The sequence below is a fragment of the Acidobacteriota bacterium genome (assembly GCA_016715115.1).
Classification (GTDB): Bacteria; Acidobacteriota; Blastocatellia; order Pyrinomonadales; family Pyrinomonadaceae; genus JAFDVJ01.
Window position 1 is genome coordinate 954,417 of record JADKBM010000011.1, and the last position, 22,926, is coordinate 977,342.

The window sequence follows — 22,926 nt, forward strand, 5'->3', positions numbered from 1 at the left end:
GAATCAAACCCGTTCGTTTTTCGGATCAAGGAAGTTTGAAATTCCCGAAATCGCGTCCCGTCGTGTTTGGCGCAAGAGCAAGTTTTGGCCTCAAATAATCAGATCGACCAACGGACGCGTCAAGAGAGCGGGCGCAGCAGCCCGCGAAAAACAGCGAGAACTTCAACCTGGTCGGCGTCGAGTTTAAGCGATTCGTAATTCTTGTTCGCCGGACGAAGTTCGACGATTGCGCCGCGCCGGTAGATTCGTTTGAGAACAGCCCGTTCGTTGTCAATGATCGCAACGACGATGTCGCCGTCACGCGCAAACGAACGGCGCTCGACGATCGCGATGTCGCCCTCGCGGATACTCTCTTCGAGCATCGAATCGTTTTGAACAAGAAATACGTTCAGCTTTTCCGGCTTGTAAAACCCGAGCAGGAAAATCGGGACGAGAACGGTTTCGTCAAGATAGTCGTCGAGCGTCAGGAATTCGCGAGGCATTTCAAGCCATTCGATCTCGCAAACGAGGTCGGTGGCGGCCTCCTTGGGCATCAATTCAAGGCTGAAGCTGCCGTTTTCGCGTCGCCGCGTGATCAGTCCTTGCTTCTCGAGCGATTCGATGTGTTTTGCGACCGCGGCTTTCGACGCGAGATTGAAGTGTTTGGCGATCTGCTGATACGAAGGTTTGAACCCGCGCGTTTCGATGAAACCCGTAATGTATTCAAGAATTTCCTTTTGACGCTTGGTACGCGGTTGCATTGTAGACTATTGCAATGAAGAGATCTGGAATCTCGACACAAGCTTTTCGAATGTCACGTTGAGATCTTCCGGAATCGTTCGAGTCTGACCGATCGAGGTCATAAAGTTGGAATCACCCGTCCAACGAGGCAGGATATGCTGGTGGAGATGGCCGGCAACTCCTGCGCCGGCGGCCTTTCCGATGTTGATTCCGATATTGAACCCTTCGGGACGGTAGACCTCGCGGAGAATCCCCTGACTTCGCTTCGTCAAATCGGTCATTTCGTTGGATGCTGACGTTGAGAGGTCGTCGAGATTCGCCAAGTGCTCGAACGGGACCACCATCAGGTGGCCCGTGATGTACGGATAGACATTCAGGATGACAAAATTATGCTCGGCCCGATAAAGAATGAACTTCTCTTTATCGTCGGCCGAGCTTCTAAGTATCGTGCAGAAAACGCATCCGACGGATTCGCCGTTGTCCTTCGAGACATCGCCGGTGATGTAGTCGTAACGCCACGGACTCCACAAAAGATCCACGGAGTAAACCTCTATTTGCTCTTGTTGATCAGTTCTTTGAGTTCCTTTCCGGGTTTGAAATACGCGACTCGTTTGGCCGGAATGCTGACCGCCTCGCCGGTCTTCGGATTTCGGCCATTGCGTTCATTACGTTGGCGGACACGAAAACTGCCGAAGCCGCGAAGTTCGATCTTCTCGCCCTCGTTGAGCGAATCGACAATGCTGTCGAAAACGATCTCGACCAACTGCTCCGCGTCCTTCTTGGTAAGCTCCGCCTCTTTAGCGACTCGTTCTACCAAATCAGCCTTCGTCATGTTTTTCTCCTCTTCAGACCCTTAACAAAATTGGAACTCAAAAAACAATCCCCACTGCTCCCGGAATGCGCCGCGTATCAAGATGCCGCTTCCGCGTCGCCCGTCTCCGCAACCGGTTCCTTAACCGCGACTTCACCCGTTTCCGCTTCGGCTTCGGGGGCGGAAACCTCCGAAGCAACTTCCTCAACTGCGGGAGCTTCAGCTTCCGCGGTTGGTGCCTCAACTTCTTCCGCCGTCGGCGCTTCCGTTTCCGCCGCCGGAACTTCAGATTCCTCCGCGGCCGGAGCTTCAACTTCCGCAGGCGCGGATTCAACCGCCGGCTCTTCAGTTTTCGGCGCCTCAGCCTTGGGTTCCTTGGCTTTCGGTTCTTCCGCCTTCGGCTCTTCCACCTTAGCCGAACTGAACTTCAAATTCGCGAGTTCGCCGAGCGACGCCATTCCACCCTTGGCTTCGGTCGTATAGCTCTTGTAATCGACGACGGGCTCGTCGTCCTTGCCGACCGCACGATGCGACAGACCGATCTTGTGATTGTCGCTTTCGATTCGGAGGATCTTGAAATCGAGCTCTTGGCCAACGCTGAAGATCTTCTCCGGATTCTCGATCCGTTCGTCCGAAAGTTCCGAAATGTGGCAAAGTCCTTCCAGATCCTCTTCCAACTCGACAAAGATGCCGAATCCGGCGAAGCGCGAGATCTTGCCCTTGACGGTGTCGCCCGTCCGGTGACTCGCGACGAACGATTCCCAAACGCTCGGGACAAGTTCCTTGATCGAAAGCGACATCTTCTGCGCTTCGACGTCAAGACTGGTAACAACCGCCTGAACTTCCTGTCCCTTCTTCAGAACTTCTTTCGGATGCTTGATCTTCTTCGAGCGCGAAATATCGGAAATATGGACCAGACCATCGATTCCCTCCTCGAGTTCGATAAAGGCTCCGAAATCAGTCAGGTTGCGGACGCTTCCGGTGACAGTCGTGCCGACGCGATAGAGCGCCGCGGCGTTGTCCCACGGATTCGGCTGAAGCTGACGCATCCCGAGGCTGATGCGGCGGTCGTCCGTATCGACGCCGAGAACCTGAACTTCGACCTCGTCACCCGATTTAAGGAAAGTCTTCGGACTGCGTGCGCGCTTTGACCAGGACATCTCGGAAACGTGAACGAGACCTTCGACACCGGGTTCGAGTTCAACGAACGCGCCGTACTCGGTCACGCTCGAAATTCTGCCGGGAATACGCGAACCGACGGAGTAAAGCTCGACAACCGCGGACCAGGGATCCGGCAACAGTTGCTTGAATCCGAGCGAAACTTTCTCCTTCGCTTTGTCGAGTTTCAAAACCTTGACCTGAATCGTGTCGCCGACCTTGAACATATCCGACGGATTCTGCAAGCGTCCCCAAGACATATCGGTGACGTGAAGCAGGCCGTCGATTCCGCCGATATCGACGAAAGCGCCGTAATCCGTCAAATTCTTGATGACCCCTTCGACCACGAATCCGGGTTCGAGCTTCGCCAGCGTCTCCGCTTTTTGAGCGCCGATCACCTCATCGGTCAGAGCCTTGCGCGAGAGAACGATATTGTTCTTCTTGCGGCTGAACTTGATAACAACAGCTTCGATCTCCTGTCCCTTGAACGAGTCAAGATTTGAAACCGGACGCGAATCGACCAGCGATCCGGGCATAAACGCCTCGATTCCGCCAAGGTCGATATTGAGTCCGCCTTTCGTCTTATCGACAACGACGCCTTTTACAGGTGTGCCGTCCTTGAAAGCAAGTTCAAGATCTTCCCAGATCTTTCGGCGCCGCGCGTCGTGAAAAGAAAGCACCGGCGGGTTGTCGCCCGACGGAATATGCCTGATCACGACCTCGACTTCGTCGCCCGTCTTGACCGTCACTTCTCCGTTAGGTGCGGTGAACTCTTCAAGCGGCGCGATGCCTTCGGCCTTGTAGCCGAAATCGACGACCACGCCATGCTCCGAGACACCAATGACCTTACCGGTCACGATCTCGCCCGGATGAACGACGACCTGATCCTGTTCGAACTTTTCAAGAATCGAGCCGAAATCCTCTTCGGCCGACATTTGCGGTTCAGTAAAAGTTTCATCCGCCGCGTTTTCGACGGAAGCCGTATTTGTTTCAACCTCAGAAACCGAAGATCTTTCAATAGCGTTTTCTTCAGTCTCTTTAATAGCCTCGTTTGACATTTATGTTTGTGTTAATTTCCTTATCGATAAAGCTGCTTAACTTAAAGCGCGCCCCGCATCTGCCTGATCGGACGTAATAGTAATTGACAGCGCGGGTCAGTCAATTATAGCCCTGAACGGTGCGGTTGGAAAGAAGATCGAACTCGTCGAAAGTTTTCTAAGATAATGAGAAGAAAAGAGAGAACAAAGGACAACCTATTTCTGCTTTAATTCCACACTCGCACCTTTGACCAAACAAAACTTAAATTTACAGGCGAAAACGCTTATCTGTCAAGACAAAGGTTCGCTTTTGAAGCTATTCCGGAGACTTTCGGTTCGGCCGGATGCGCGCCAAACCCAATCAACGTCCGACCGCTAATTTCGCGTGATCATATCGCTGATCGAATTGACGCCGCTCGAACGCTCCATTTCCTCTTTCGCGATCGTCGAAGTATTCTGGATCCCGGCCAGGCGCAGGCGGAACTCATCAGGATTCGTCGAGCCGTGGAGCGCCTCCTCAAGCGAAACCAGACCGGATTGATAAAGATAGAAGAGAGACTGGTCAAACGTCTGCATTCCGTACTGCGACGTGCCCGCGGCTATGGCGTCGCGGATCGACGAGGTCTTGTCCTCGTGCAAAATATAATCGCGAATGAGCGGCGTGGAGATCAGGACCTCGACCGCGGGGACGCGGGAATTCCCGCGTGCGGACTTCATCAAACGCTGCGAGACAACGGCCTTCAGCAGTCCGGCAAGCTGGATCCGGATCGACTTCTGCTGGTACGGCGGAAACGCCGAGATGATCCGCGTCAACGTTTCCGAGGCGTCAAGCGTATGCAAAGTCGAAAGCACCAAATGGCCGGTTTCGGCCGCAACCAACGCCGTTTCGATCGTTTCGAGATCGCGCATTTCGCCGACCAGAATGACGTCGGGGTCCTGGCGCAGCGAACCGCGCAGCGCTTCCGCGAAATTGCGTGTGTCCACATCGACCTCGCGCTGCGTTATGAACGATTTCTTGTCCTTGTGAAGGAATTCGATCGGATCTTCGATCGTGACGATGTGGCAGTTGCGCGTCTGGTTGATGTAATCGACGAGCGCCGCGAGCGAAGTCGATTTTCCCGACCCGGTGGTTCCGGTCACGAGAATCAACCCGCGATGCTCTTCGGCGACCTTGTTCAGGATCGGCGGCAACCCAAGTTCGTTGAAATTCTTGATCGTGTCCGAAATGACGCGCGCGACAAGGCCGATCGAACTTCGCTGCTGGAAGATGTTGACGCGAAAACGGCCGAGTCCCGAAATCCCGTATCCGATATCGACTTCGTATGCTTCCTTGAAATGCTGCTTTTGGCGGTTCGACATCATCGAAAACGCCATTTCGAGGGTCTCCTCTTGTCCGAGCCGTTCGACTCCGCTCAACGGCCGAAGTTCGCCGTTGACGCGAATGATCGGGAAGGCGCCGGCCCGCAAGTGCAGATCCGACGCACCAAAACTAACCGTCATCCGCAATAAATCGTCAATTCTGCTCGACATAGATTGTTTTCCTGAACGAGACGCTGAGAAATGCCCCGGAAGATATGCATACGCCTTGAATCCAACGTAAATTCTAAACGCTAAGTGTTTATTGCGTCAATGTTTTTTTCAAATTTGACGGTTCGCGATTCGGCTCTTTACAATCAATTCAACTTTATCTTTTCTTTTTCAGAACCGCGTCGGCGATGTGAAGCGGAGATCGCCACGCACCCGGGAGAGCAGTGTTCACAATTCGCGCGCGTTGCGTTGATACGATTGAAGTTCGTTCGAGTCTCGACAATGTTCGCGGCTTCTTTGCCGATATCCGCAACTTTGTCGAACTAATGCCCGGCGTCGAGAGTGTTTTTTCCGACACGAAAGGCGTCAATCACTGGAAGATCGCGGTTCAGGTCCCGTTGATCGGCGACTTTTCCCAGAGGTTCGCGGTGACGCAGACGGAAGACGCGCCGGAACGCATCGAATGGATGCCGGCATTGAACGAAACCCACAATTTCCTGCGGTACTCGGCGGATTTTTTGGAACGAAACCCGAGTACGACGCTCGTCAATTATATGCAAATGGTCGAACTCAGAAGACGCTCGGCCAAAGAACTCCATCTGCTTGCCGGCGTCGCCGGCGAGAATATGATCAGTGCGGAAATGACCAAGCACGTCGCCGGAATGATCAGACTGTTCATTAACAAAGCGAAGGAAAAACTTGAGAGGTAACAATGAAAAAACTATTCTTTTTGATGCTCGCGACGAGCCTTATGACACTAGTCGCATCGGCGCAACTGACGATCCCGCGCGAAAGCACGAAACAGGAGATCACGCAGTTGGTGGGCGACGCGAAGATCTCGATCTCTTACTTTCGCCCTAATTCGAAAGGGCGCGTACTCTGGGGTTGCACATCGACCGACGTCATCCCGAAAGGCGGCGTTACGTATCCTTGTCTCGTGCCGAACGGACAGGTTTGGAGAACCGGCGCAAACGATGCCACCGTCTTCGAAACGACGACCGATTTGATGATCAACGGACAAAAACTCCCGAAAGGCAAGTACGCTCTGTTTTCGATTCCGGACAAGGACGAATGGACGATCATCTTCAACAAGACCTGGAACCAATGGGGCAGTTTCAACTACGACGTCAAGGAAGACGCGCTTCGCATTAAGGCCAAACCCGAGGCCGGGGGAATGTTCGAAACGATGACGATCACGATCGACGATGTTACGGCGACCGCGGCAAAGGTCGCGATCCGTTGGGAAAAGATCGCGGTTCCTTTCACCGTCGACGTCGGCGATATGAACGGACGACTCGTCGGTGATATGCGCCGACGAATGACGACCGAACCGGTTCAACTGGCGAACTACGTTCTCGGTCAGAAGATGACCGCGGCATTTCCTGAGGTTCTGACCTGGCTTGAGGCCTCGATCAAGACGCGCGAGACGTTTGGCAACCTTTCGGCCAAGGCCCGCGTTCTGGCAGAAATGGGCCGTGTCGCCGAAGCCATTGAGGCCGGCGAACGGGCCGTCGCGGTCGGCAAAACGCAAACTCCGCCGGCCAATACGGCAGCTTTTGAAAAGACGCTCGCCGAATGGAAAAACAAGAAATAGTTTTCTTGGCAAAGAAAAAAGCCGCGGACGTCAACATCGTCCGCGGCTTTTTGTTCACTTGGAATGCGATCATCTCGCGGCGCGAGCCTGGCGATCCGAAGTCAGTTTTTCGAGTTCTTCGATATGCGTCTGCTCTTCCGCGATATGGCCTTCGACCCAAAATTTCTGCGGCAGATCGACCTCGTCGCAGGCACTCCAGGCTTTCATATAAGCCGCCATCGCTTCCCTCTCAAGCTGCAGACATTGATTGAGCATCTCAAGCAGATCCGACGATTGCCGGACGATCGCCGGCTCGACCGCAGGCGTCCCACCGAGCGCGACGATCTTGTCACCGAGAATCTCAGCGTGCAAATGAGCCTCGTTCGCCTGCCCGCGGAAGAACGCTTTGAAAACCTCGCGATCCTCGCCGGTAACGAGGAAGCTATGCTGCATATACTGAATCACGCCGGCCAGCTCATACGAAAGCGCGACGTTCAGGTATTCGATCAATTCACCCCTTGCCATAATCTCAAACTCCTTACCTGATTACAGGCTTTTCAAAATTAGCGAGCCAATTAAGTGACGGCCCCGCCGTCCACAATAACGATCTCGCCGTTCATAAAACTGTTCCGGTCACTCGTCAGAAACGCCGCAAACTCAGCGAGTTCAGCAGGTTGCCCGACGCGCCCCTTCGAAACCCAAAAGTCGTGCATCTGAAGCAGCCGCGGCGGGAGGGTCTGACCGAGGTCCGTGTCGAAAATTCCGGCGGCGATCGCGTTGACGGTTATTCCGAAATTCGCGGCCTCGCGCGAAAGGCACTTCGTGAAACCGATCATTGCGGCCTTCGAAGTCGCGTAATGCACCGAGGTCGGCAGCGATCGAATCGCTCCGACCGAAGTGACGTTGAGAATGGAGCCGCCGCGCTCTCGGATCATTTGCTTGTAAAACGGTTTCGTCACCGCAAACAGGCTATTGACGTTGGTATCGACCACCCAATCCCAAGAGCGGTCTGTAGTGGTCGCAAAATTGTCGGGCTTGTTGACCGCGGCGTTGTTCACGAGAACGTTGATGGCGCCCCATTTGTCGAGGATCTCACGAGCCACCCGTTTCATTCCCAAACGGTCGGTTACCGACACCTTGAAGCTCAGCGCCCGTCGCCCGTAGCCCTCGATCTTTTTCGAAACCACTTCGGCCAGATCGTCCCTCGAATTATAGTTGAACGCGACATCAGCACCCTCGCGCGCGAAAACCTCGCAGATCGCCGCGCCGATGCCACGCGTCCCACCCGTCACAAACGCCCGTTTTCCCTCAAGCAATAACGTCAAAACTGATTCCCCCGGTCACCCAAATGAACCTCAAAAAAGGTCAAACAAGAAGGTTAATGAAATTGAAAGTAACTGACAAGTTGCGAACCGGATTATTTTTCCTGAAATCCGCGCGACCGGCAAACTGGCACGCGGTTTGCTTTATGAGAAGTGTGACCCGGCGCCCGATCGGCATCAGACTACCGAAAACGCTGTGTTCCGTAGCCGCGCCGAACAGTCATTTGCCCGAAATGTACTAAGTTTTGTCAGTCGATCGTTGACAAATCTTAGCACTTCCCCATCGACTCGGCCCTTTACATCGGAGATTGATCATGTACCCCAAACGCACAAACCGCGGTTTTTCGTTGATCGAATTACTGTTGGTCGTTGTCATCGTCGGACTCCTATCCGCCGTCGCCGTGCCGTCGGCGCTCAAGTCGCGCAAAGCCGCCGAGAAGGGCGCCGCCGTCGGGATCCTCCGCACGATGCACACCGACCAGCTGATGTACTTTACACGCGTCGGACGCTACGCGCGGCTAAGTGAGCTGAATACCGAATTCCACCAGACCTTCGGCACGACCGTCGGATCGCGAATCTACCGCGGGAACTACATGTTCCTGATGTCACCGTCGCCGACCGATGCGAGCCTCGTCAACGGTTACCAGATCGTTGTGTATCGCATCGACAACCGCATCAATTATCCAACATTCTTTATGAATCAGTCGGGAGCGATTCAAGCGCTCCTTCCGTAGACATCTCGAGGTTGAACAATGAATTTCGCAATGAAAGCGTCTCTTACCTTTGGGCAGACCACCGCCGGTTCATTCCTGAATCGCGTCGGTGACGTGGCTATCAATCTTCGGGTGACGGAGAAGATCCTGACCGAGATCGAGAAGCGTCTTTTTACAACCGATCAGACGCCGTTCGACATCGAATTCGTCCGGACCAACCTCCAAAAACTCAAAAGCCTGCCGCCGGAGACATCGTCCGACGATTTTCTGCAGATCGAATTCTCACTCGATCAGGAATTCAATCTTTGGCGCGGACTGCTCGAAGAACGCGACCGAAAGATCGAGACGTACCACTTGCGCCGGTTCTTCGATTCTGCGAATCAAACGTTTGACCGTGCGATCTTCATCGCCCTCGCTTACTTCTATCGCAGTTCCGCGTCTCAGATCGCTCATCTGAGCAAGTTTGACCTCGTCGCGACCCGGCTCTACAGTCTCGGGCCGCACAACCAACGCGAGGCCCGTCTCAGCCGAGCGGAACGAACGCAGGAACTGAGGACGATGTTCGCCCGCTGGGACGGCAATGAGGGGAACGCCGCCCCGTCATTGCCGGGAACCGGCGACGCCGTCGTTCGGCTCGATGAATTTATGTTCGAGGCCGAAACGCTGGTCGACTTCGAGGGGCTAATCCGAAGCAATATCTTCGAAAGGCTCCGAGCCTTCAAACGCGAACTCGGACGATTGTTCTTCGAGCCTGAAGTCGTTGCAGTTTCAGTCGAATCCAATCTCGTACTGGGAAACATCTTCAACGAACTTTTGACTCGCGCGAACCAGAATCTTGGCGAGAAGCTTAGCGCCTCGTTCGATTTCGCGGGGGCTTTTCACGATACATCGCCGCAAACACGCGCTCACGTCTCGGAGATTCTGAATCAGATCCGGACTGAAGCCGAACTTCACGATTCGAAGGCGGGCGGGCAGGAAGTTGAGCATATTTGGGAACTCCTCGGCCTTGTCTCCGAAACCTCGCCGGCTTCAGGCGACGAGGCGGGAGTCGATACATCTTTCACTCCTGAGTTCGAGCAGTTGACCCCGTCCGAACGCATCGCGCCGCTGCTTCTGACATTGGACGAAACGGAGCCTGACGTCCGGATGCTCCGCGAATACACACAGAGGTCGAAGTCACTTTGGACAATCGACCTTAACGACTTCATTCGCAACGACGAGCCGGAACTCGACCGGCTCTGCCGCGATGTACTGCGTGTCATTCTGATCGCGGACGAACTTTGCACGCACGAACTGAATCAACCGAAGGACATTCGGCAGGTGATCTTCGATGAACTTTCTGACGTCTTCCAGAAGTCGCTCGAACTCGGCGATTGCCTTGAGAAACTGCTTGAATGCCATACCGGTACTCTTCAGAACCGGCTCCTGGTCGTTTCGAACAAATTCCTCGAAACGCGTTTAAGGCTAGAACGGACGATCGTTCGTTTCAGCAACCATCATCTCGGTTTGATCAAGACCGAAAGGGCTGAAAAGAAAGAGGACAGCCGGGTCTCCGAAGCGGTGACGGCGCAAACGGCGGTCAAGGCAGTCAAACCGCATCGCGTCAGCCGATGGCTGATGTTGGTGACAGTGCTCGTAGCGTTTGCGAGTGGGGGAGTATATTTCCTCGCCGGGCAGCTTGAAGAATTCGTGCCTAAATCACAGGATTTTGAGGAATTGAACGTTGCCGAATTGCCGACCAGCGAGCATTTGCTCAAAGCATACCGTCACAGCACGACGCTTTTCGTGATCACGAAGGAATCCTGGGATACTCTGACCGACGATGAGAAGCGCGGCGCGATCAGTAAGTTGGTCTCGGTTCCGGCTCCGTCAAGAATCGAAACCGTTATCGTCACCAACTCGGAAGGGCGTCCGATGGCCGATCTCTCGCGGGCCGGCATCAACGTCTCGCCCGATCTCTAAGTGCCCGCACGCGCAGTTTCTTTGGGAAGCAAAGCAGCGATCTCATTGATGATGTTGCGCGTGGAATTCTGAATCGTAAGCCCTTCGGTCGCAGCCTTCATATCTGCGTATTTCCCGTTATCGGCCAATAAATGCCGGATCGTCGGCACGATATCCGATGAATTCTCCAGCATGATCCCAGCGCCGCGCGACTTTAGAAGCGCGACCGTTCCCGCCTCTTGCGGCATCGGCGGCGTCGTTGCATCAGCGATGATGGGCAGTCGGCACGCGAGCGCTTCAAATGTCGTCAGCCCGCCCAGTTTGCTGACCATCACATTCGCGGACTGCATAAGCTTCTCGATCTCATCCGAATAACCGATGACCTTGACCGGGAACTTCGCGGACTTCGCAAGTTCTTCTGCCTCTTTCAACAGCTCTTCGTTTTTACCGGCGAGAAAGATCGCCTGAACATCAAGATCGCCGCGGACCAGTTCGCGAAAGATCTGCGGAATGTTGCCGCCGCCGATCCAACCGGCATTGACAAACACCGTAAACTTGTCCGGATTCAGGCCAAATGCGCGGCGAACGCTCTGCGCGTCCTTTTCCGTAACTTCGTGGAATTTCGGATTGACGGGCATTCCCGAGATCTTGATTTTTTCGGGATTGATCCCGTAATCGATCAACTGCCGACGCGCGTCGTCATTGGCGACGAGATAGAGCGAAACATCGTCGCACGCCCAGCCTTTCCAGAAACCGTAACAGGGGTCGGTAACGACGGTGACGAGGGGAATCTGATCCGACAGTTTCAGTTCCTTGAGGATTCTCGCAAAGATATGCTGGGTCAACGGATGAACGCTGACGACGATGTGCGGGCACCATTTTTCAAAGATATTGCGAACGTAGCCGATGCATCGCTTTTGAAAAAACTCCCGCGTTTCGGGACGAACTTTGTTCATCACCCAGTAGAGGTACTTCATCCAATGTTGCCGGTTGCGCAGGATCCAGTTGTAGACCCCGACCAGTTTCTCGACAACGTGATGCGATTCCTCAACCGCTTTGATGATCCTGACCGCGACCGACCTGCCGTGCCAGAACTTGTGGAGTCCGTCGGAGATCGCCTGCGCCGCCGACCGGTGACCACCACCGGTGTCGGACGAAATTATCAGGATCTTGGGGGTGTTTTGCGGCATTGGGATGTCAAGGTCGTCAGCCGAATCGAATGGCTTTTCCGGAATCCGACCGCGAAGGACCGAGCGGCCTCCCGGTGAAACCGTTCGCTCCGGCAAACGTTACCGATCAGCGATCAAACGTTCCGTTCAGACTTTCACGGCGACGCCTTCCTGACTCGTCGCGCCAGTGTGAAGGCTTTTCGCCGCTTTCTTCATATCCTTCTCAAGCTTCTTGATCTTGACCAAGTGCTTCAAATTGAACGGCAAGCTCGGGTAGAAGCAATTCGACTCGTGGGTGCAGTAGCAGCCCGCGCCGGCTTCTTTGCGGCGATCCTTCATCAGGTCGGTACGCCAGGCGGACTGGAAATCCCAATCGTAGTCGCGAAGATTCAGAACATCCGGCTTGTTCTCGCACGACGACAACGCGCCGTTGTCGTAGATCACCGCGCCGGCGCTGCCGGCATAGCATTTGAGCTGCGCTTTGTTCTCTTCCGCAGTCTTCGAGATCAGGTCATGCATATACATATCGACCGCGGCCTTGAAATAGCCCGACTTGCCGCCATAGTTGTTCTTCAACGCGGCGTTCTTCACGTCGTCGAGGATCATCGCCGAGAGCTTCGCGTACCTTGCCGGATCAAAGTCGAGTTCCTTCGGATCCTTCGACGGCGGACGAATGTAGTTGATGTTTACCTTGTCCGGCTTAAGATCGTACTTCAGGAAATCGTACCACTCGAAGATCGTATCCTGGTTCGAATTCATCACGCACGTGCAGGTCTGAATGTCGAGCCGCGGATACTGTTCGCGCTTCATTTGCTGCAACGTCCGCGCGGTGTGGATCGCCTTGTCCCAACTTCCCTCTTTTTGACGGATCTGCTCGTGCGCTTCTTTCATACCGTCGATGCCGAGAGCGACCGTCACGTTCAAATTCGGACATTCATCGAGGATCTGCGTCACGTCCGGGAAAATTCGCGGATGGATCTGACCGTTGCTCATCAGATAGACCGAGTCCAGCTTGTTGTTCTCGTAGAACGACCGAACGATCGCCGGCAGGTCCTTGCGCGTGAACGGCTCGCCGCCGGCGAGTACGAGGATACCGAGATTGCCGCCGAGAGTACGCGAGATCTTGTCGAGTTCTTCGGCTTTCATCTGCAGTTTCTTGCGCGGCCGGTCGTCAAGCTCTTCAGTAAAAAAGCAATGCGTGCAGCGCATATCGCAGACGCTCGTGACGAGAATATTCAAAAAGACCGGCGATGCCGGCCGGCCCACAACCATACCCGCGTATCGCTTGAAAAGTTCCTTGGTTACGAAATCCATTGTTTTGTCCTTAAAATGGCGCATTTGCGCGTCACTAACTTACTTTAGCGTATTGCGCCCGAAGAGTTCAAACATAAGATGGTTTCGGCGTCGATTCGACTGTCCGTGATCTTATCACGGCGTCTCAACACCGAAGATCGGATTCGCAAATCGCTCGCGAACTTCGCTACAATAGCAGACTATGTTTCGGAGAGTGTATCTCGACAATGCCGCAACGACGCCGGTCGACCCCGAAGCGCTCGCGGCGATGCTTCCGTTTCTGAACGAGAAGTTCGGCAATGCGTCGAGCATTCATCATTTCGGTCAGGAAGCCCGGGCGGCGCTTGACCGCGCGCGCCATCAGGCGGCGCATCTCCTCAACGCGCGGCCGGCTGAGATCGTCTTCACCTCGGGCGGGACGGAATCGAACAACCTCGCGATCAGAGGATTTGCCGAAGCGAACCGGAAACACGGAGATCACATCGTCACGACGAACATCGAACACCCGGCCGTCGGGGAAGTTTGCGCCGATCTCGCGGCGCGCGGTTTTCGTGTGTCGATCGTCCCGGTCACGTCGGACGGCGTCGTGCGTGTTGCGGACGTTTTGAACGCGATCACCGACGAGACGATCCTGGTTTCGATAATGACCGCCAATAACGAGCTCGGAACGCTCCAGCCGGTCAGCGAAATCGGCCGCATCGTCAAAAGCCGCCGCGACGCGGGATCGAAGATCCGCTTTCATTCGGATGCGGTTCAGGCGGCGGGAAAGTTGAAACTTGATGTTGAGGCGATCGGCTGCGATCTGCTTTCGATCTCCGGACACAAGATCAACGCCCCGAAAGGCGCCGGTCTCCTCTACGTCAGGCGCGGAACGCGTTTGCATTCGCAAAACCTCGGCGGTCGCCAGGAACGCGGAATACGCGGCGGAACCGAGAACCTGCCGGCCATCGCCGCGCTCGGGCGGGCGTGCGAGATGGCCGGCGAATCGGTCGATGAACTGGGCGGCCGGCTCAAAACGCTTCGCGACCGGTTCGAAACCGCGATCTGCGAAAGCATCCCGGGATCGCACGTCAACGGGCAGAGCGCGGAACGTCTGCCGAACATCGCGAACATATCGTTCGCGGGCATCGAAGGCGAGGGCCTGCTGATAAATCTCGATATGCAGGGCGTCGCGGTATCGACCGGTTCGGCCTGCAGTTCCGGCAGCATCGAACCGTCGCCCGTTATCCGCGCGCTTGGTGTGACGGACGAAATGGCGCGCGGCGCCGTTCGGTTCAGTTTTGGAAAGCAAAACGACGACGCGGACGTCGACCGGGTGATGGAAATTCTCCCGCTCGCGGTCGAGGCTTTGCGGCGACTCGGCCGAAAATAGGAAAGCTATGGCAGACGAAGAAACCAAATTGAAATATATCAAGGCCGCCTGTTTTGGCGTCGGGATCGTGATCGGACTTTCGCTGATGATGTTCGTGTTCGGGGGTTCCGGGCCGTTTGCGGGAGCGATCGGTGGAATTTGCGGAGCGATGATCGGAATGGCGCTATTTTCGGTTTACGTCAAGATTAGAGGTTAGCCCGCATTGCCCGCGAATCGACGCGAATTGTCTTTCTTGATCCTCCGGGTGATCCGGCGCACCGTGTTCAAAAACGAGAACTGCCGAATTTCGCAGCCAACGGTTCGCGTTCATTCGCGAGAATTCGCGTGCAAAACCAGTCCTGTCCGTTCTGTCCGCGTTCTCGACGCGAATCGGAAATCATTGTTCATCGTTTCCCGAACCCCGTCATTGGCCGCGATGGAGGTTGCAAAACTCTTTCGGCTCCTGCTTTTGGGAAAAGACCTTCGCTTCTTTATTCGGGCAGTTGACCGTTGCGCGCATTCCGGACAAGGGACAGATCATCAAGGTGATCTTGCTTTCCAGATCGCCGTCGTTCTTTTCTTCTCGCGGAACCGTCGACGGATTGGTCGCCCCTTCCTCCTGCCACGTTGTGAACGGCGTCGGTGAAGGCGTCGGTTTCGGCAGATCGCTAAGATCACCGTCGGTCGGGAGCAGCGCTTTGGTCGGCAATGTACCGTAAATAAAGAGTTCGACGCGCCGAAACTCGAACGGGACGTCGGTCACGTAGATCTCGCGCATTTCCTGGGTTTCGGCGTTCGGATCCGGATTGAGGCTCGAATTCGAGTTGGAATTCGCCTTTTTCTTGAGGGCGTCCTGCTGCGCCTTTACGTTGTCCGCTTCCTCGTTCGAAAGCTCGCGGATCAAACTTCCGTTGCGGATGTCGATCTCGGCCTTTTTGATGCTCGGCGGCATTTGCCAGTCGCCGTTCCAATCGGGATGCTGATCAAGCGCGGCGCGCATAAAGTCCGCCCAGATCGGCATTGCGGAATCCGAACCTTTCATTCCGAGATCGGCATTATCGTCAAACCCGACGTAAACTACGCATACGAGATCCGGAGTAAAACCGGCGAACCAACCGTCCCGCGAGGTTCCGGTCTTGCCCGCGACCGCTGTCTTGCCGGCCACGTTCTGAAAGCCCCAGGCGCGGAGTTCGGCGGCGGTTCCCTTGTTGACGACATCTTTCATAATGTCGTCCATAAGATAGGCAACGTCGGGCCGGATGACGGACTTTTTGTCGGCGACCGGTTCGCTGACCGTCCGCCCGTCGCCGGTCGTGACGCGACCAATCGGCGCCGGCAGCACCCGCTCGCCGAGATTGGCGAACATCGTATAGGCGGTCGCAACCTGAAGCGGCGTCGCCTCGGCAGTTCCGAGCGCCATCGACGGATACGCTTTCTCGACCTTCGGGAAACCCGCCTTTGCCGCAAGATTCATTACCTTCCCGATGTTCAGCTCCATTCCGAGTCCGACGGTGATCGTGTTCTTGCTTTTGACGAGCGCCTCGCGAAGCGTCAGTTCCTTGTTGGAAAATGTGTCGCCATAGTTGTTGGGAGCATACATTTCCGTCCCGACCATAAAAACCTTCTTTTCGTCTTTGAAGATCGACGCCGCGGTCAGTACACGCGTGTTCGCCTCGTATGCGGTGCCGAGCGCGGTGGCGTAAACGAATGGCTTGAAGACCGAACCCGGCTGACGCATCGCGCTCGTCGCACGGTTGAACTGGTTGTCCAGATAGTCGCGGCCACCGACCATCGCGACGATCTCTCCGGTTTTCGGACGGATCGCGACGAGCGCGGCGTTCAGGTTCCCTTTCGGCTGCTTCGGAAAACTCTTGTCCAGTTTCTCGAGACGCTTGCTGACGATCTCGTAAGCCTTTTTCTGCAAGTCGGGGTCGATCGTCGTGTAGACGCGCAGATGCTGGAGGGCTTCGGGATCACTGACGATCTTCGGCAATTCTTCGATCGCGTATTGCGAAAAATACGGCATTCCCTGGAGGTCCCTCGCCGCTGTCAGGGGTTTGAGTTCGAGTTTCGCTTTTTTTGATTCTTCGGCCTGTTGCGCTGAGATCTCTCCGGCCTGGAGCATCGAATCGAGCACCTGATTCCGTCGTTCGGCAACGCGTTCCGGATTCTTGAAGGGGTTGTAGCGGTTCGGGCTTCGGATGATCCCGGCGAGAAAAGCCGCCTCGGACAATGTCAACTGGGTCACGTCTTTGCCGAAATAGACGCTTGACGCTTCGCCGACCCCGTAGATCGAAATGCCGTTTTGTTGGCCAAGATAGATTTGATTTGCGTACAGCGTGAAGATCTCTTGCTTCGTCAAACGCGTTTCGAGAATCACCGACATGAACGCTTCTTTTGCCTTGCGTTCGAGGGTTTGCTCATTCGAGAGCAGCAAGTTCTTGACCAACTGCTGCGTGATGGATGACCCGCCCTGATTGGCGATCGGCGAATTGTCCTCGTCTTTCTCGTACCGCCTCCAAAGCGCACGCGCGATGCCGCGCAGGTTGACGCCGTAATGCTCGAAAAACGCCCGGTCCTCGGTGACTGTGATCGATTTGACCAGGTGGGCCGGCAGATCGGTGAACGCGACAGCCTTGCGGCGGGCGTTCGACTCTTCGGCGATCGAACTGAGCAGTTTCGGCTCGAGCTTTGCGCTCGGGACTTCCTTCGACGCGTCCTTATCGATTATCGCCGCGACCTGCTTTCGTTCCTTGTCGAATCTTACGGCGAGCGCCGGAAAGACCTTCGCGCCATCGATCAACCCGGTGATTCCGGGTTCGATGTCGATCAGATCCGACTTGACCGTAAAACGGCTGCGGGACGGATCGGCCTGATTGCTTTTTTCGATGTAGCCGGCGGATCTGAGATATGCGATCAATTCCTCGGGCGCGATCACCTCGCCGTTGCGCAGGGTTTTTGGCGCCGAGTAAATCCCGGCGTTTCGCGTAAACACGTCGCCGCTCAACAGTTTGCGGTCAATTATGTCGGAGTATTCGAACCAGAAGAACGCCACCGCGAGAAAGAACAAAAGAAGGGCCAAGCCGGCGAAAGAAAGCGTGTACGCGTTGAAGATCATCCGCCAGATTCGTTTGTAAAACGGCGGTTTTGGCGCCGCCATCGTCTTGATCGGATGACGTTCGCGCCAATACTTCGGCGGTTTTCGCGGTTTGCGGCTCTGTGATGATATCCGGTTTGGCATTTTGCGCTTATTTGTATGAGAATTAGTGTAGGTCCTGCACGCTGTGGTTGCCCTATAGATTCTAGTTAATTTGACAGCTTGATGTCTAGCGTTTTTCGCCGATCGGACAGAGATGACGACCTTAGCAAACATTGAAAACACGACGCGGCGGCGCTTGGGGATAGCCTCGGCCGCGATCTTGTTCATGATCGTTTTTGGGGCTGTCGGTTTCAGGTACTTCGAGGGCTGGACGTGGCTCGAGAGTTTTTACATCGCGATCGAGACCGTCACGACCGTCGGCTATGGCGATATTCCTCCGAAGAGTTCGGGCGGACGACTTTTTGCAATGGTGTTTATGTTGCTCGGCGTCGGCACCGTGCTTTTTGCCTTGACAAACCTCGTCCAGTCAATCGTTGAATCCCAGATCCTCGAGGCGCTGAACATCCGCCGGAAGTCTAAGCAAATGGAAAAGCTCAAAAATCATTTCATCGTCTGCGGCGCCGGGCGCGTCGGACGAAGGATCATCCGCAACCTTCAAAAGGAACGCCTGCCGTTTGTGATAATCGAAAACGACGAAAGAAAGCTCGTCGATCTCGATACGGAAAATCACCACATACTGGTCGGCGACGCAACGCTCGAGGAGAACCTGATCCAGGCCGGCGTGCGTCACGCGCAGGGCCTTGCGACTTGTCTTGCGGACGACGCGGCCAACGTTTACGTCGTTTTGACCGCGCGCGGCCTGAACGAAGATATGCATATCGTCGCGCGGGCGGTCGAGGAAGAGGCTGAGCCGAAGTTGATCCGCGCCGGAGCGAATCGCGTCGTTGCGCCGACTATCATCGGCAGTCAATCGATGGCCCGCGCGTTGCTTAAACCGGCGATCGCGGATTTTATGGACTCGATCGTCGCCGAGACCCTCGATCTCGCTTTCGAGGAAGTGTCGGTCACGTCGCATTCCCCGATCGCCGGAAAGAAACTGAAGGAAACGAATCTGAGCCGCGAACTCAGCATCATCGTCATTGCCATCCGGCGCAAGTCTGGACATCTGCATTTTCATCCGGTCGGCGACACGATGATCGAGGAAGGCGATCTGTTGATCGTCGTCGGCAAGGCCGATTCGATGAAGGCCTTGGTGGAAAGCAACAAGTAACGACAGATGAAAATACTCGTCACCGGCGGCAGCGGCTATCTCGGCTCGCACGTCCGCGATTATTTCAATGCCGACGATCTTTCGCGCCGCTCGGGGCGCGACGTTCTGAATATGCAGGACGCGCAGATCGCCGCCGATTACGACGTGGTTATCCATTTCGCTGCGGAAATGGACAAATCGGCGGAGAACTCGGAGTCCGTATTCCTGACCAACGTTGAAGGAACGGTCAATCTTCTGCGTTCGATGCGTTCCGGCGCGACGTTTATCTTCGCCTCGACGAAGGACGTTTACGGGCGCTTCGCGGACAATTATGCCGAGGTTCCAGAAACCTGTCCGACGCTTTATGCCGGTCAATCTCCGCTTGAGTGGTCGAAGTTGATCGCTGAGCGTTATGTCGAGTACTACGCGCATTTGAATCATTTCCGTTCGTGCATTTTCAGGCTTTCGTCGCCGTACGTTAAGAATACGCCGGGAAACACACCGAATTTCGTGACCGGTTACGCTGAAGCGATCAATAAGGGCGAGCCGATCAGGCTCCCCGGAAAAGGAACCCCGCGCCGCGATCTGCTTCACGTTCGCGACGTCGCGCTCGCGTGCGAAGCGTTCTCGGAATCGGTGATTCGGCACGGACTTTACAATCTCGGCGGCGGCGTCCAAAACGCTTTGACGCTGCGTGAACTGGTATCGAAACTCGAAGAGGTTTCCGGGCTTCAGGCGTTGGTGGATGAGGACAATTCGCTGCCGATGCCGGTGCCGATGAATTTCATTTCGGACTTGAGTCTTGTCCGCCAGGAGCTTGGCTGGCAGCCGACGATTTCGCTCGAAGACGGGCTGATCACGCTTTTCCACTGATGAAGATCGTCGTTCGCGGAACAAATTGGGTAGGCGACGCGGTGATGACGATTCCCGCTTTGCGGTCGTTGCGCGTCGCGTTTCCGCACGCGGAGATCGTGCTTTGACGCGGTCCTGGGCCGAGGGCGTTTTTCGGGATGCTGATTTCATCGACCGCATCATCACGTTTGACGCGACGCCTTCGAAACGTCGCGATCTTGCGTCTCAAAGGCGTTTGTTGCGCGGCGAGGATTTCGACATCGCGGTTCTTTTCACGAATTCGTTCGAGTCCGCACTCGCGGTGAGTCTCGCCCGGATTCCGCGCCGCATCGGCTACGCGAAGGAGGGCCGCGGGATCCTCCTCACCGACGCGATTCCGATCCCGGAATGGAAAAACGAACGGCACGAGGTACAGTATTACTTGAATCTGGTCCGCGAAACGGTCCGTTTGTGTGATGGCGGCCCGTCCGAATTTGACGAGTCGACGGCGTTGCCGATCGCCGGGTCGCGGCGTCAGGCAGCGATTGAAACGTTGAGAAATCGCGGAATTGAACGGTCGAAACCTTTGATCGCGTTCGGCGCCGGTTCGACGAACTCGAATGCCAAGCGCTGGCCGGCGACGAGTTATGCGCGCCTCAACGATCTGCTCAAAACCCGTCTCGACGCAGAGGTGATTCTGCTCGGGACACGGGACGAGGTCGATGTCGCCGCCGAGGTAGCCGGACTTTCGGATCGGCGTCCGTTGATCTTGAGCGGCGAAACCGGTCTCGCCGAAGCGGCGGCGATCCTGAGCGTTTGCGACCTCGTCGTTTCGAACGATATGGGACTCGCACACCTTGCTCCGGCGGTCGGCGCGAAGACTCTCGTCATTTTCGGTCCGACGAACGACCGGACAACGCGCCCGATCGGCTCGGAGATCATCCGCAAGCCCTTCGATTGCGCGCCGTGTATGCTTCGAGAGTGCCCGATCGACCATCGTTGTATGACGTCGATCACGCCCGAGGAAGTTTTTGCGAAAGCCGTGCAAATGCTCGGAACCAATACCGAATGAAGGAAACGAAAGGACAAAAGACGGTCTTCCTCGACCGCGACGGGACGCTCATTCAGGAAGTGAACTTTCTTCACCGCCTCGAAGACCTGAGCTTTTTCGACTACACGGACGAGGCCGTGCGCAGGCTCAAACAAGCCGGTTTTTTGGTCGTCATCGTGACGAACCAGTCAGGCATCGGGCGCGGCATTTACACGGCCGACGATATGCACGCGATTCACGACCGAATACAGGACGAGTTGTCCGAAAAGCTCGACGCATTCTATTTTTGCCCCCATTTGCCCGACGCCGGCTGCGCCTGCCGCAAACCGCAACTCGGAATGATCGAGCAAGCCGCGACCGAATTCGCGATCGATCTGGCAAACTCGTGGATGGTTGGCGACAAACTGCTAGACGTGCAACTCGGATTCAATGCCGGGATACGGACGGCGATGGTCAAGACCGGTTACGGAATCGTTCACGGCGCCGATCTTGAGCGTGAACCCGACATAATTGCCGAAAACCTGCTTGAGGTGGTGGCGTTTATACTCGAATCAGACCGCGACTGAGCGAACCGACGCGAGCGGGAGGTTCACCCGAAACGTCGCACCGCGACCTTCGCCGGCGCTTTCGACGCTCACCGTTCCGCCGTGCATCTCGGTCAGATACCGAACGATCGCGAGCCCGAGCCCGAGCCCTCCGGCCTGCCCTGTACCGATCCGATCCTGCCGAAATCGCTCGAACGCGTACGGCAGGAATTCGGGTTTGATCCCGATTCCCGTATCCTTGACCTCGATCGAAAGCCGCCCGTCTTCCGCGTTCATCGCGACATCGATCCGGCCGCCTTCCGGTGTGAATTTCACCGCGTTCGCGAGGAGATTCCACAATACTTGCTGCAATCGATTGGGATCGCCGTCGATCCGGCAGTTCTTCGCCGCGTCCGCGATCTCGACGCTGAGCGCGACCCGCTTTTGTTCGGCCGCCGGTTTGACCGTCTCGATCGCGCTGCGCACGAGCTCGGCCGGATTGACACTTACCGTCTCAAGCGTCAACTTTCCGGAGATTATTCGAGCGACGTCCAGCAGGTCCTTGATCAGGCGGCTTTGATTCTCGGCACCGTTGATGATCGTATTTATCGCTTTCTCGTGCGTTTTCTTGTCAACCTCGCCGGTCTTGAGGATCTGCGCCCAGCCGAGGATCGAATTGAGCGGAGTTCGAAGTTCGTGCGAGATCATCGCCATAAACTCATCGCGCTGGCGATTCGCGATCTCCGCTTCGTGGCGCGCGCCTTTTTCGTTTGAAAGCAGAAGTTCGCGTTCCGCGGCGTTCTTGAGCAGTTCGACATTCGCCTGCTGCAATTCGTCGGTGCGCTCTTCGACGCGCAGTTCAAGACCGGCGTTCACTTCCCGCAGGGCGCGCTCCGCGCGGTTCCGCATCCGGATTTCGAACAATACGACGAGGATCGCAAGTCCGAGCGTCGCAGTGCCGGCTGCCGTGCCGACGATCATGATCCAGTAATTGTTTTTGAGCGTGAGTTGGAGATTGTCCTCACGGGTCTTCAGAAGCCTCAATTCCTCGGACTTCATTTCGTTGACCGTCGCCCGGATGCGGTCCATCAGGTCGCGTTCCTCGACCTTTTGCATTTCCGCTACGGTGCGTTCGAGATCAAGCGTTCGGCGGTATGCGATGTAGCGCTCTGTATATCTGATCTTCTCGCGAACCCCGTGGTCAAGTTCCGAAAGCTGCTCGTCCTGCTGCGGACTGTCGCGAAAGAGATCGCGCAGTTCCTGGATCTTTTCAAGCGCGGAGCGCTTCCCGTTCTCGAACGGGCGGAGAAACTCGTCGTTCTTGGTGAGCAGAAAGCCGCGTCCGCCGGTCTCGATATCGATCGTGCCGGCGAGCGTCTCGTCGAGCCCGAGGAGGATCGATTGCGTTTTCTTCTCCCAGTTGATTGCCTGTTCGAGCGAAAGCGCATTCTGATGCGCGAGATAGCCGATCATCGCCAGCATCAGAAGCGCGAAGATCAATATCCACGGAAGTGTTTTTTCCAAAACGATTGACATAATTGCTGAACCGTTTGGGG

Annotated in this window: 21 protein-coding genes; 10 read left to right on the forward strand and 11 right to left on the reverse strand. The window is 55.7% G+C overall.

Annotated features, from left to right (window positions below):
* Positions 1-119: 119 nt before the first annotated feature.
* The 5 genes from lexA to IPN69_12810 form a co-directional block, all read right to left on the reverse strand.
* Positions 120-740 carry a repressor LexA gene (gene lexA, locus IPN69_12790; protein MBK8811594.1) on the reverse strand — a complete coding sequence of 207 codons (621 nt, stop codon included), beginning with the start codon at positions 738-740 and terminating at the stop codon, positions 120-122.
* 6 nt (positions 741-746) lie between these two features.
* Positions 747-1,259, reverse strand: a complete 513-nt coding sequence (locus IPN69_12795; GenBank protein ID MBK8811595.1) for an HIT domain-containing protein — start codon at positions 1,257-1,259, stop codon at positions 747-749.
* An 11-nt stretch (positions 1,260-1,270) separates the two neighbouring features.
* Positions 1,271-1,552 (reverse strand): integration host factor subunit alpha, encoded by a 282-nt coding sequence (locus IPN69_12800; protein ID MBK8811596.1) that lies wholly within the window; start codon positions 1,550-1,552, stop codon positions 1,271-1,273.
* 77 nt (positions 1,553-1,629) lie between these two features.
* Positions 1,630-3,747, reverse strand: coding sequence for a 30S ribosomal protein S1 (locus IPN69_12805; protein ID MBK8811597.1), 2,118 nt, complete (start codon positions 3,745-3,747; stop codon positions 1,630-1,632).
* Between the two features lie 354 nt (positions 3,748-4,101).
* Positions 4,102-5,256 carry a type IV pilus twitching motility protein PilT gene (locus tag IPN69_12810; GenBank protein MBK8811598.1) on the reverse strand — a complete coding sequence of 385 codons (1,155 nt, stop codon included), beginning with the start codon at positions 5,254-5,256 and terminating at the stop codon, positions 4,102-4,104.
* A 221-nt stretch (positions 5,257-5,477) separates the two neighbouring features.
* On the opposite strand from IPN69_12810, the gene IPN69_12815 reads away from it, so the two are divergent.
* Together IPN69_12815 and IPN69_12820 are read left to right on the forward strand one after the other, a co-directional pair.
* Positions 5,478-5,963 carry a hypothetical protein gene (locus IPN69_12815; GenBank protein MBK8811599.1) on the forward strand — a complete coding sequence of 162 codons (486 nt, stop codon included), beginning with the start codon at positions 5,478-5,480 and terminating at the stop codon, positions 5,961-5,963.
* Between the two features lie 2 nt (positions 5,964-5,965).
* Positions 5,966-6,847, forward strand: a complete 882-nt coding sequence (locus IPN69_12820; protein ID MBK8811600.1) for a DUF2911 domain-containing protein — start codon at positions 5,966-5,968, stop codon at positions 6,845-6,847.
* Positions 6,848-6,916: 69 nt separating this feature from the next.
* Here IPN69_12820 and IPN69_12825 read toward each other — a convergent pair whose 3' ends face one another.
* Together IPN69_12825 and IPN69_12830 are read right to left on the reverse strand one after the other, a co-directional pair.
* The gene (locus IPN69_12825) at positions 6,917-7,351 is read right to left on the reverse strand and encodes a ferritin-like domain-containing protein (protein MBK8811601.1); all 435 of its coding nucleotides are present in this window, start codon (positions 7,349-7,351) and stop codon (positions 6,917-6,919) included.
* 50 nt (positions 7,352-7,401) lie between these two features.
* A complete protein-coding gene (locus tag IPN69_12830; protein MBK8811602.1) occupies positions 7,402-8,151 on the reverse strand; it encodes an SDR family oxidoreductase in 750 nt (249 codons plus the stop codon).
* Between the two features lie 344 nt (positions 8,152-8,495).
* On the opposite strand from IPN69_12830, the gene IPN69_12835 reads away from it, so the two are divergent.
* Together IPN69_12835 and IPN69_12840 are read left to right on the forward strand one after the other, a co-directional pair.
* Positions 8,496-8,882 carry a hypothetical protein gene (locus IPN69_12835; protein ID MBK8811603.1) on the forward strand — a complete coding sequence of 129 codons (387 nt, stop codon included), beginning with the start codon at positions 8,496-8,498 and terminating at the stop codon, positions 8,880-8,882.
* Positions 8,883-8,900: 18 nt separating this feature from the next.
* Positions 8,901-10,823 carry a hypothetical protein gene (locus IPN69_12840; protein ID MBK8811604.1) on the forward strand — a complete coding sequence of 641 codons (1,923 nt, stop codon included), beginning with the start codon at positions 8,901-8,903 and terminating at the stop codon, positions 10,821-10,823.
* On the opposite strand, the gene IPN69_12845 is transcribed toward IPN69_12840, so the two are convergent.
* The gene (locus tag IPN69_12845) at positions 10,820-12,088 is read right to left on the reverse strand and encodes a glycosyltransferase (GenBank protein MBK8811605.1); all 1,269 of its coding nucleotides are present in this window, start codon (positions 12,086-12,088) and stop codon (positions 10,820-10,822) included. The two genes, IPN69_12840 and IPN69_12845, sit on opposite strands and share 4 nt — an antisense overlap.
* 30 nt (positions 12,089-12,118) lie before the next feature.
* Positions 12,119-13,285 (reverse strand): radical SAM protein, encoded by a 1,167-nt coding sequence (locus IPN69_12850; protein ID MBK8811606.1) that lies wholly within the window; start codon positions 13,283-13,285, stop codon positions 12,119-12,121.
* 181 nt (positions 13,286-13,466) lie between these two features.
* Between IPN69_12850 and IPN69_12855 the strand changes: the two genes are divergently transcribed.
* Both IPN69_12855 and IPN69_12860 read left to right on the forward strand, forming a co-directional pair.
* Complete coding sequence (locus tag IPN69_12855) at positions 13,467-14,636, forward strand: cysteine desulfurase (GenBank protein ID MBK8811607.1); 1,170 nt, start codon at positions 13,467-13,469, stop codon at positions 14,634-14,636.
* A gap of 7 nt (positions 14,637-14,643) precedes the next feature.
* A complete protein-coding gene (locus IPN69_12860; protein MBK8811608.1) occupies positions 14,644-14,832 on the forward strand; it encodes a hypothetical protein in 189 nt (62 codons plus the stop codon).
* 207 nt (positions 14,833-15,039) lie between these two features.
* Here the strand turns inward: IPN69_12860 and IPN69_12865 are convergent, their stop codons facing one another.
* Positions 15,040-17,856, reverse strand: coding sequence for a PBP1A family penicillin-binding protein (locus IPN69_12865; protein ID MBK8811609.1), 2,817 nt, complete (start codon positions 17,854-17,856; stop codon positions 15,040-15,042).
* Positions 17,857-17,968: 112 nt separating this feature from the next.
* Between IPN69_12865 and IPN69_12870 the strand changes: the two genes are divergently transcribed.
* The 4 genes from IPN69_12870 (at position 17,969) to IPN69_12885 (ending at position 21,412) form a co-directional block, all read left to right on the forward strand.
* The gene (locus tag IPN69_12870; GenBank protein ID MBK8811610.1) at positions 17,969-18,985 is read left to right on the forward strand and encodes a potassium channel protein; all 1,017 of its coding nucleotides are present in this window, start codon (positions 17,969-17,971) and stop codon (positions 18,983-18,985) included.
* A gap of 6 nt (positions 18,986-18,991) precedes the next feature.
* The gene (locus tag IPN69_12875) at positions 18,992-19,837 is read left to right on the forward strand and encodes an NAD(P)-dependent oxidoreductase (GenBank protein ID MBK8811611.1); all 846 of its coding nucleotides are present in this window, start codon (positions 18,992-18,994) and stop codon (positions 19,835-19,837) included.
* A 103-nt stretch (positions 19,838-19,940) separates the two neighbouring features.
* Positions 19,941-20,867, forward strand: coding sequence for a lipopolysaccharide heptosyltransferase II (gene waaF / locus IPN69_12880; GenBank protein ID MBK8811612.1), 927 nt, complete (start codon positions 19,941-19,943; stop codon positions 20,865-20,867).
* The gene (locus IPN69_12885) at positions 20,864-21,412 is read left to right on the forward strand and encodes an HAD family hydrolase (GenBank protein ID MBK8811613.1); all 549 of its coding nucleotides are present in this window, start codon (positions 20,864-20,866) and stop codon (positions 21,410-21,412) included. The genes waaF and IPN69_12885 overlap by 4 nt, the downstream gene beginning before the upstream one ends.
* Here IPN69_12885 and IPN69_12890 read toward each other — a convergent pair.
* Complete coding sequence (locus tag IPN69_12890; protein MBK8811614.1) at positions 21,398-22,894, reverse strand: CHASE3 domain-containing protein; 1,497 nt, start codon at positions 22,892-22,894, stop codon at positions 21,398-21,400. The genes IPN69_12885 and IPN69_12890 overlap by 15 nt on opposite strands.
* Positions 22,895-22,926: the final 32 nt, after the last annotated feature.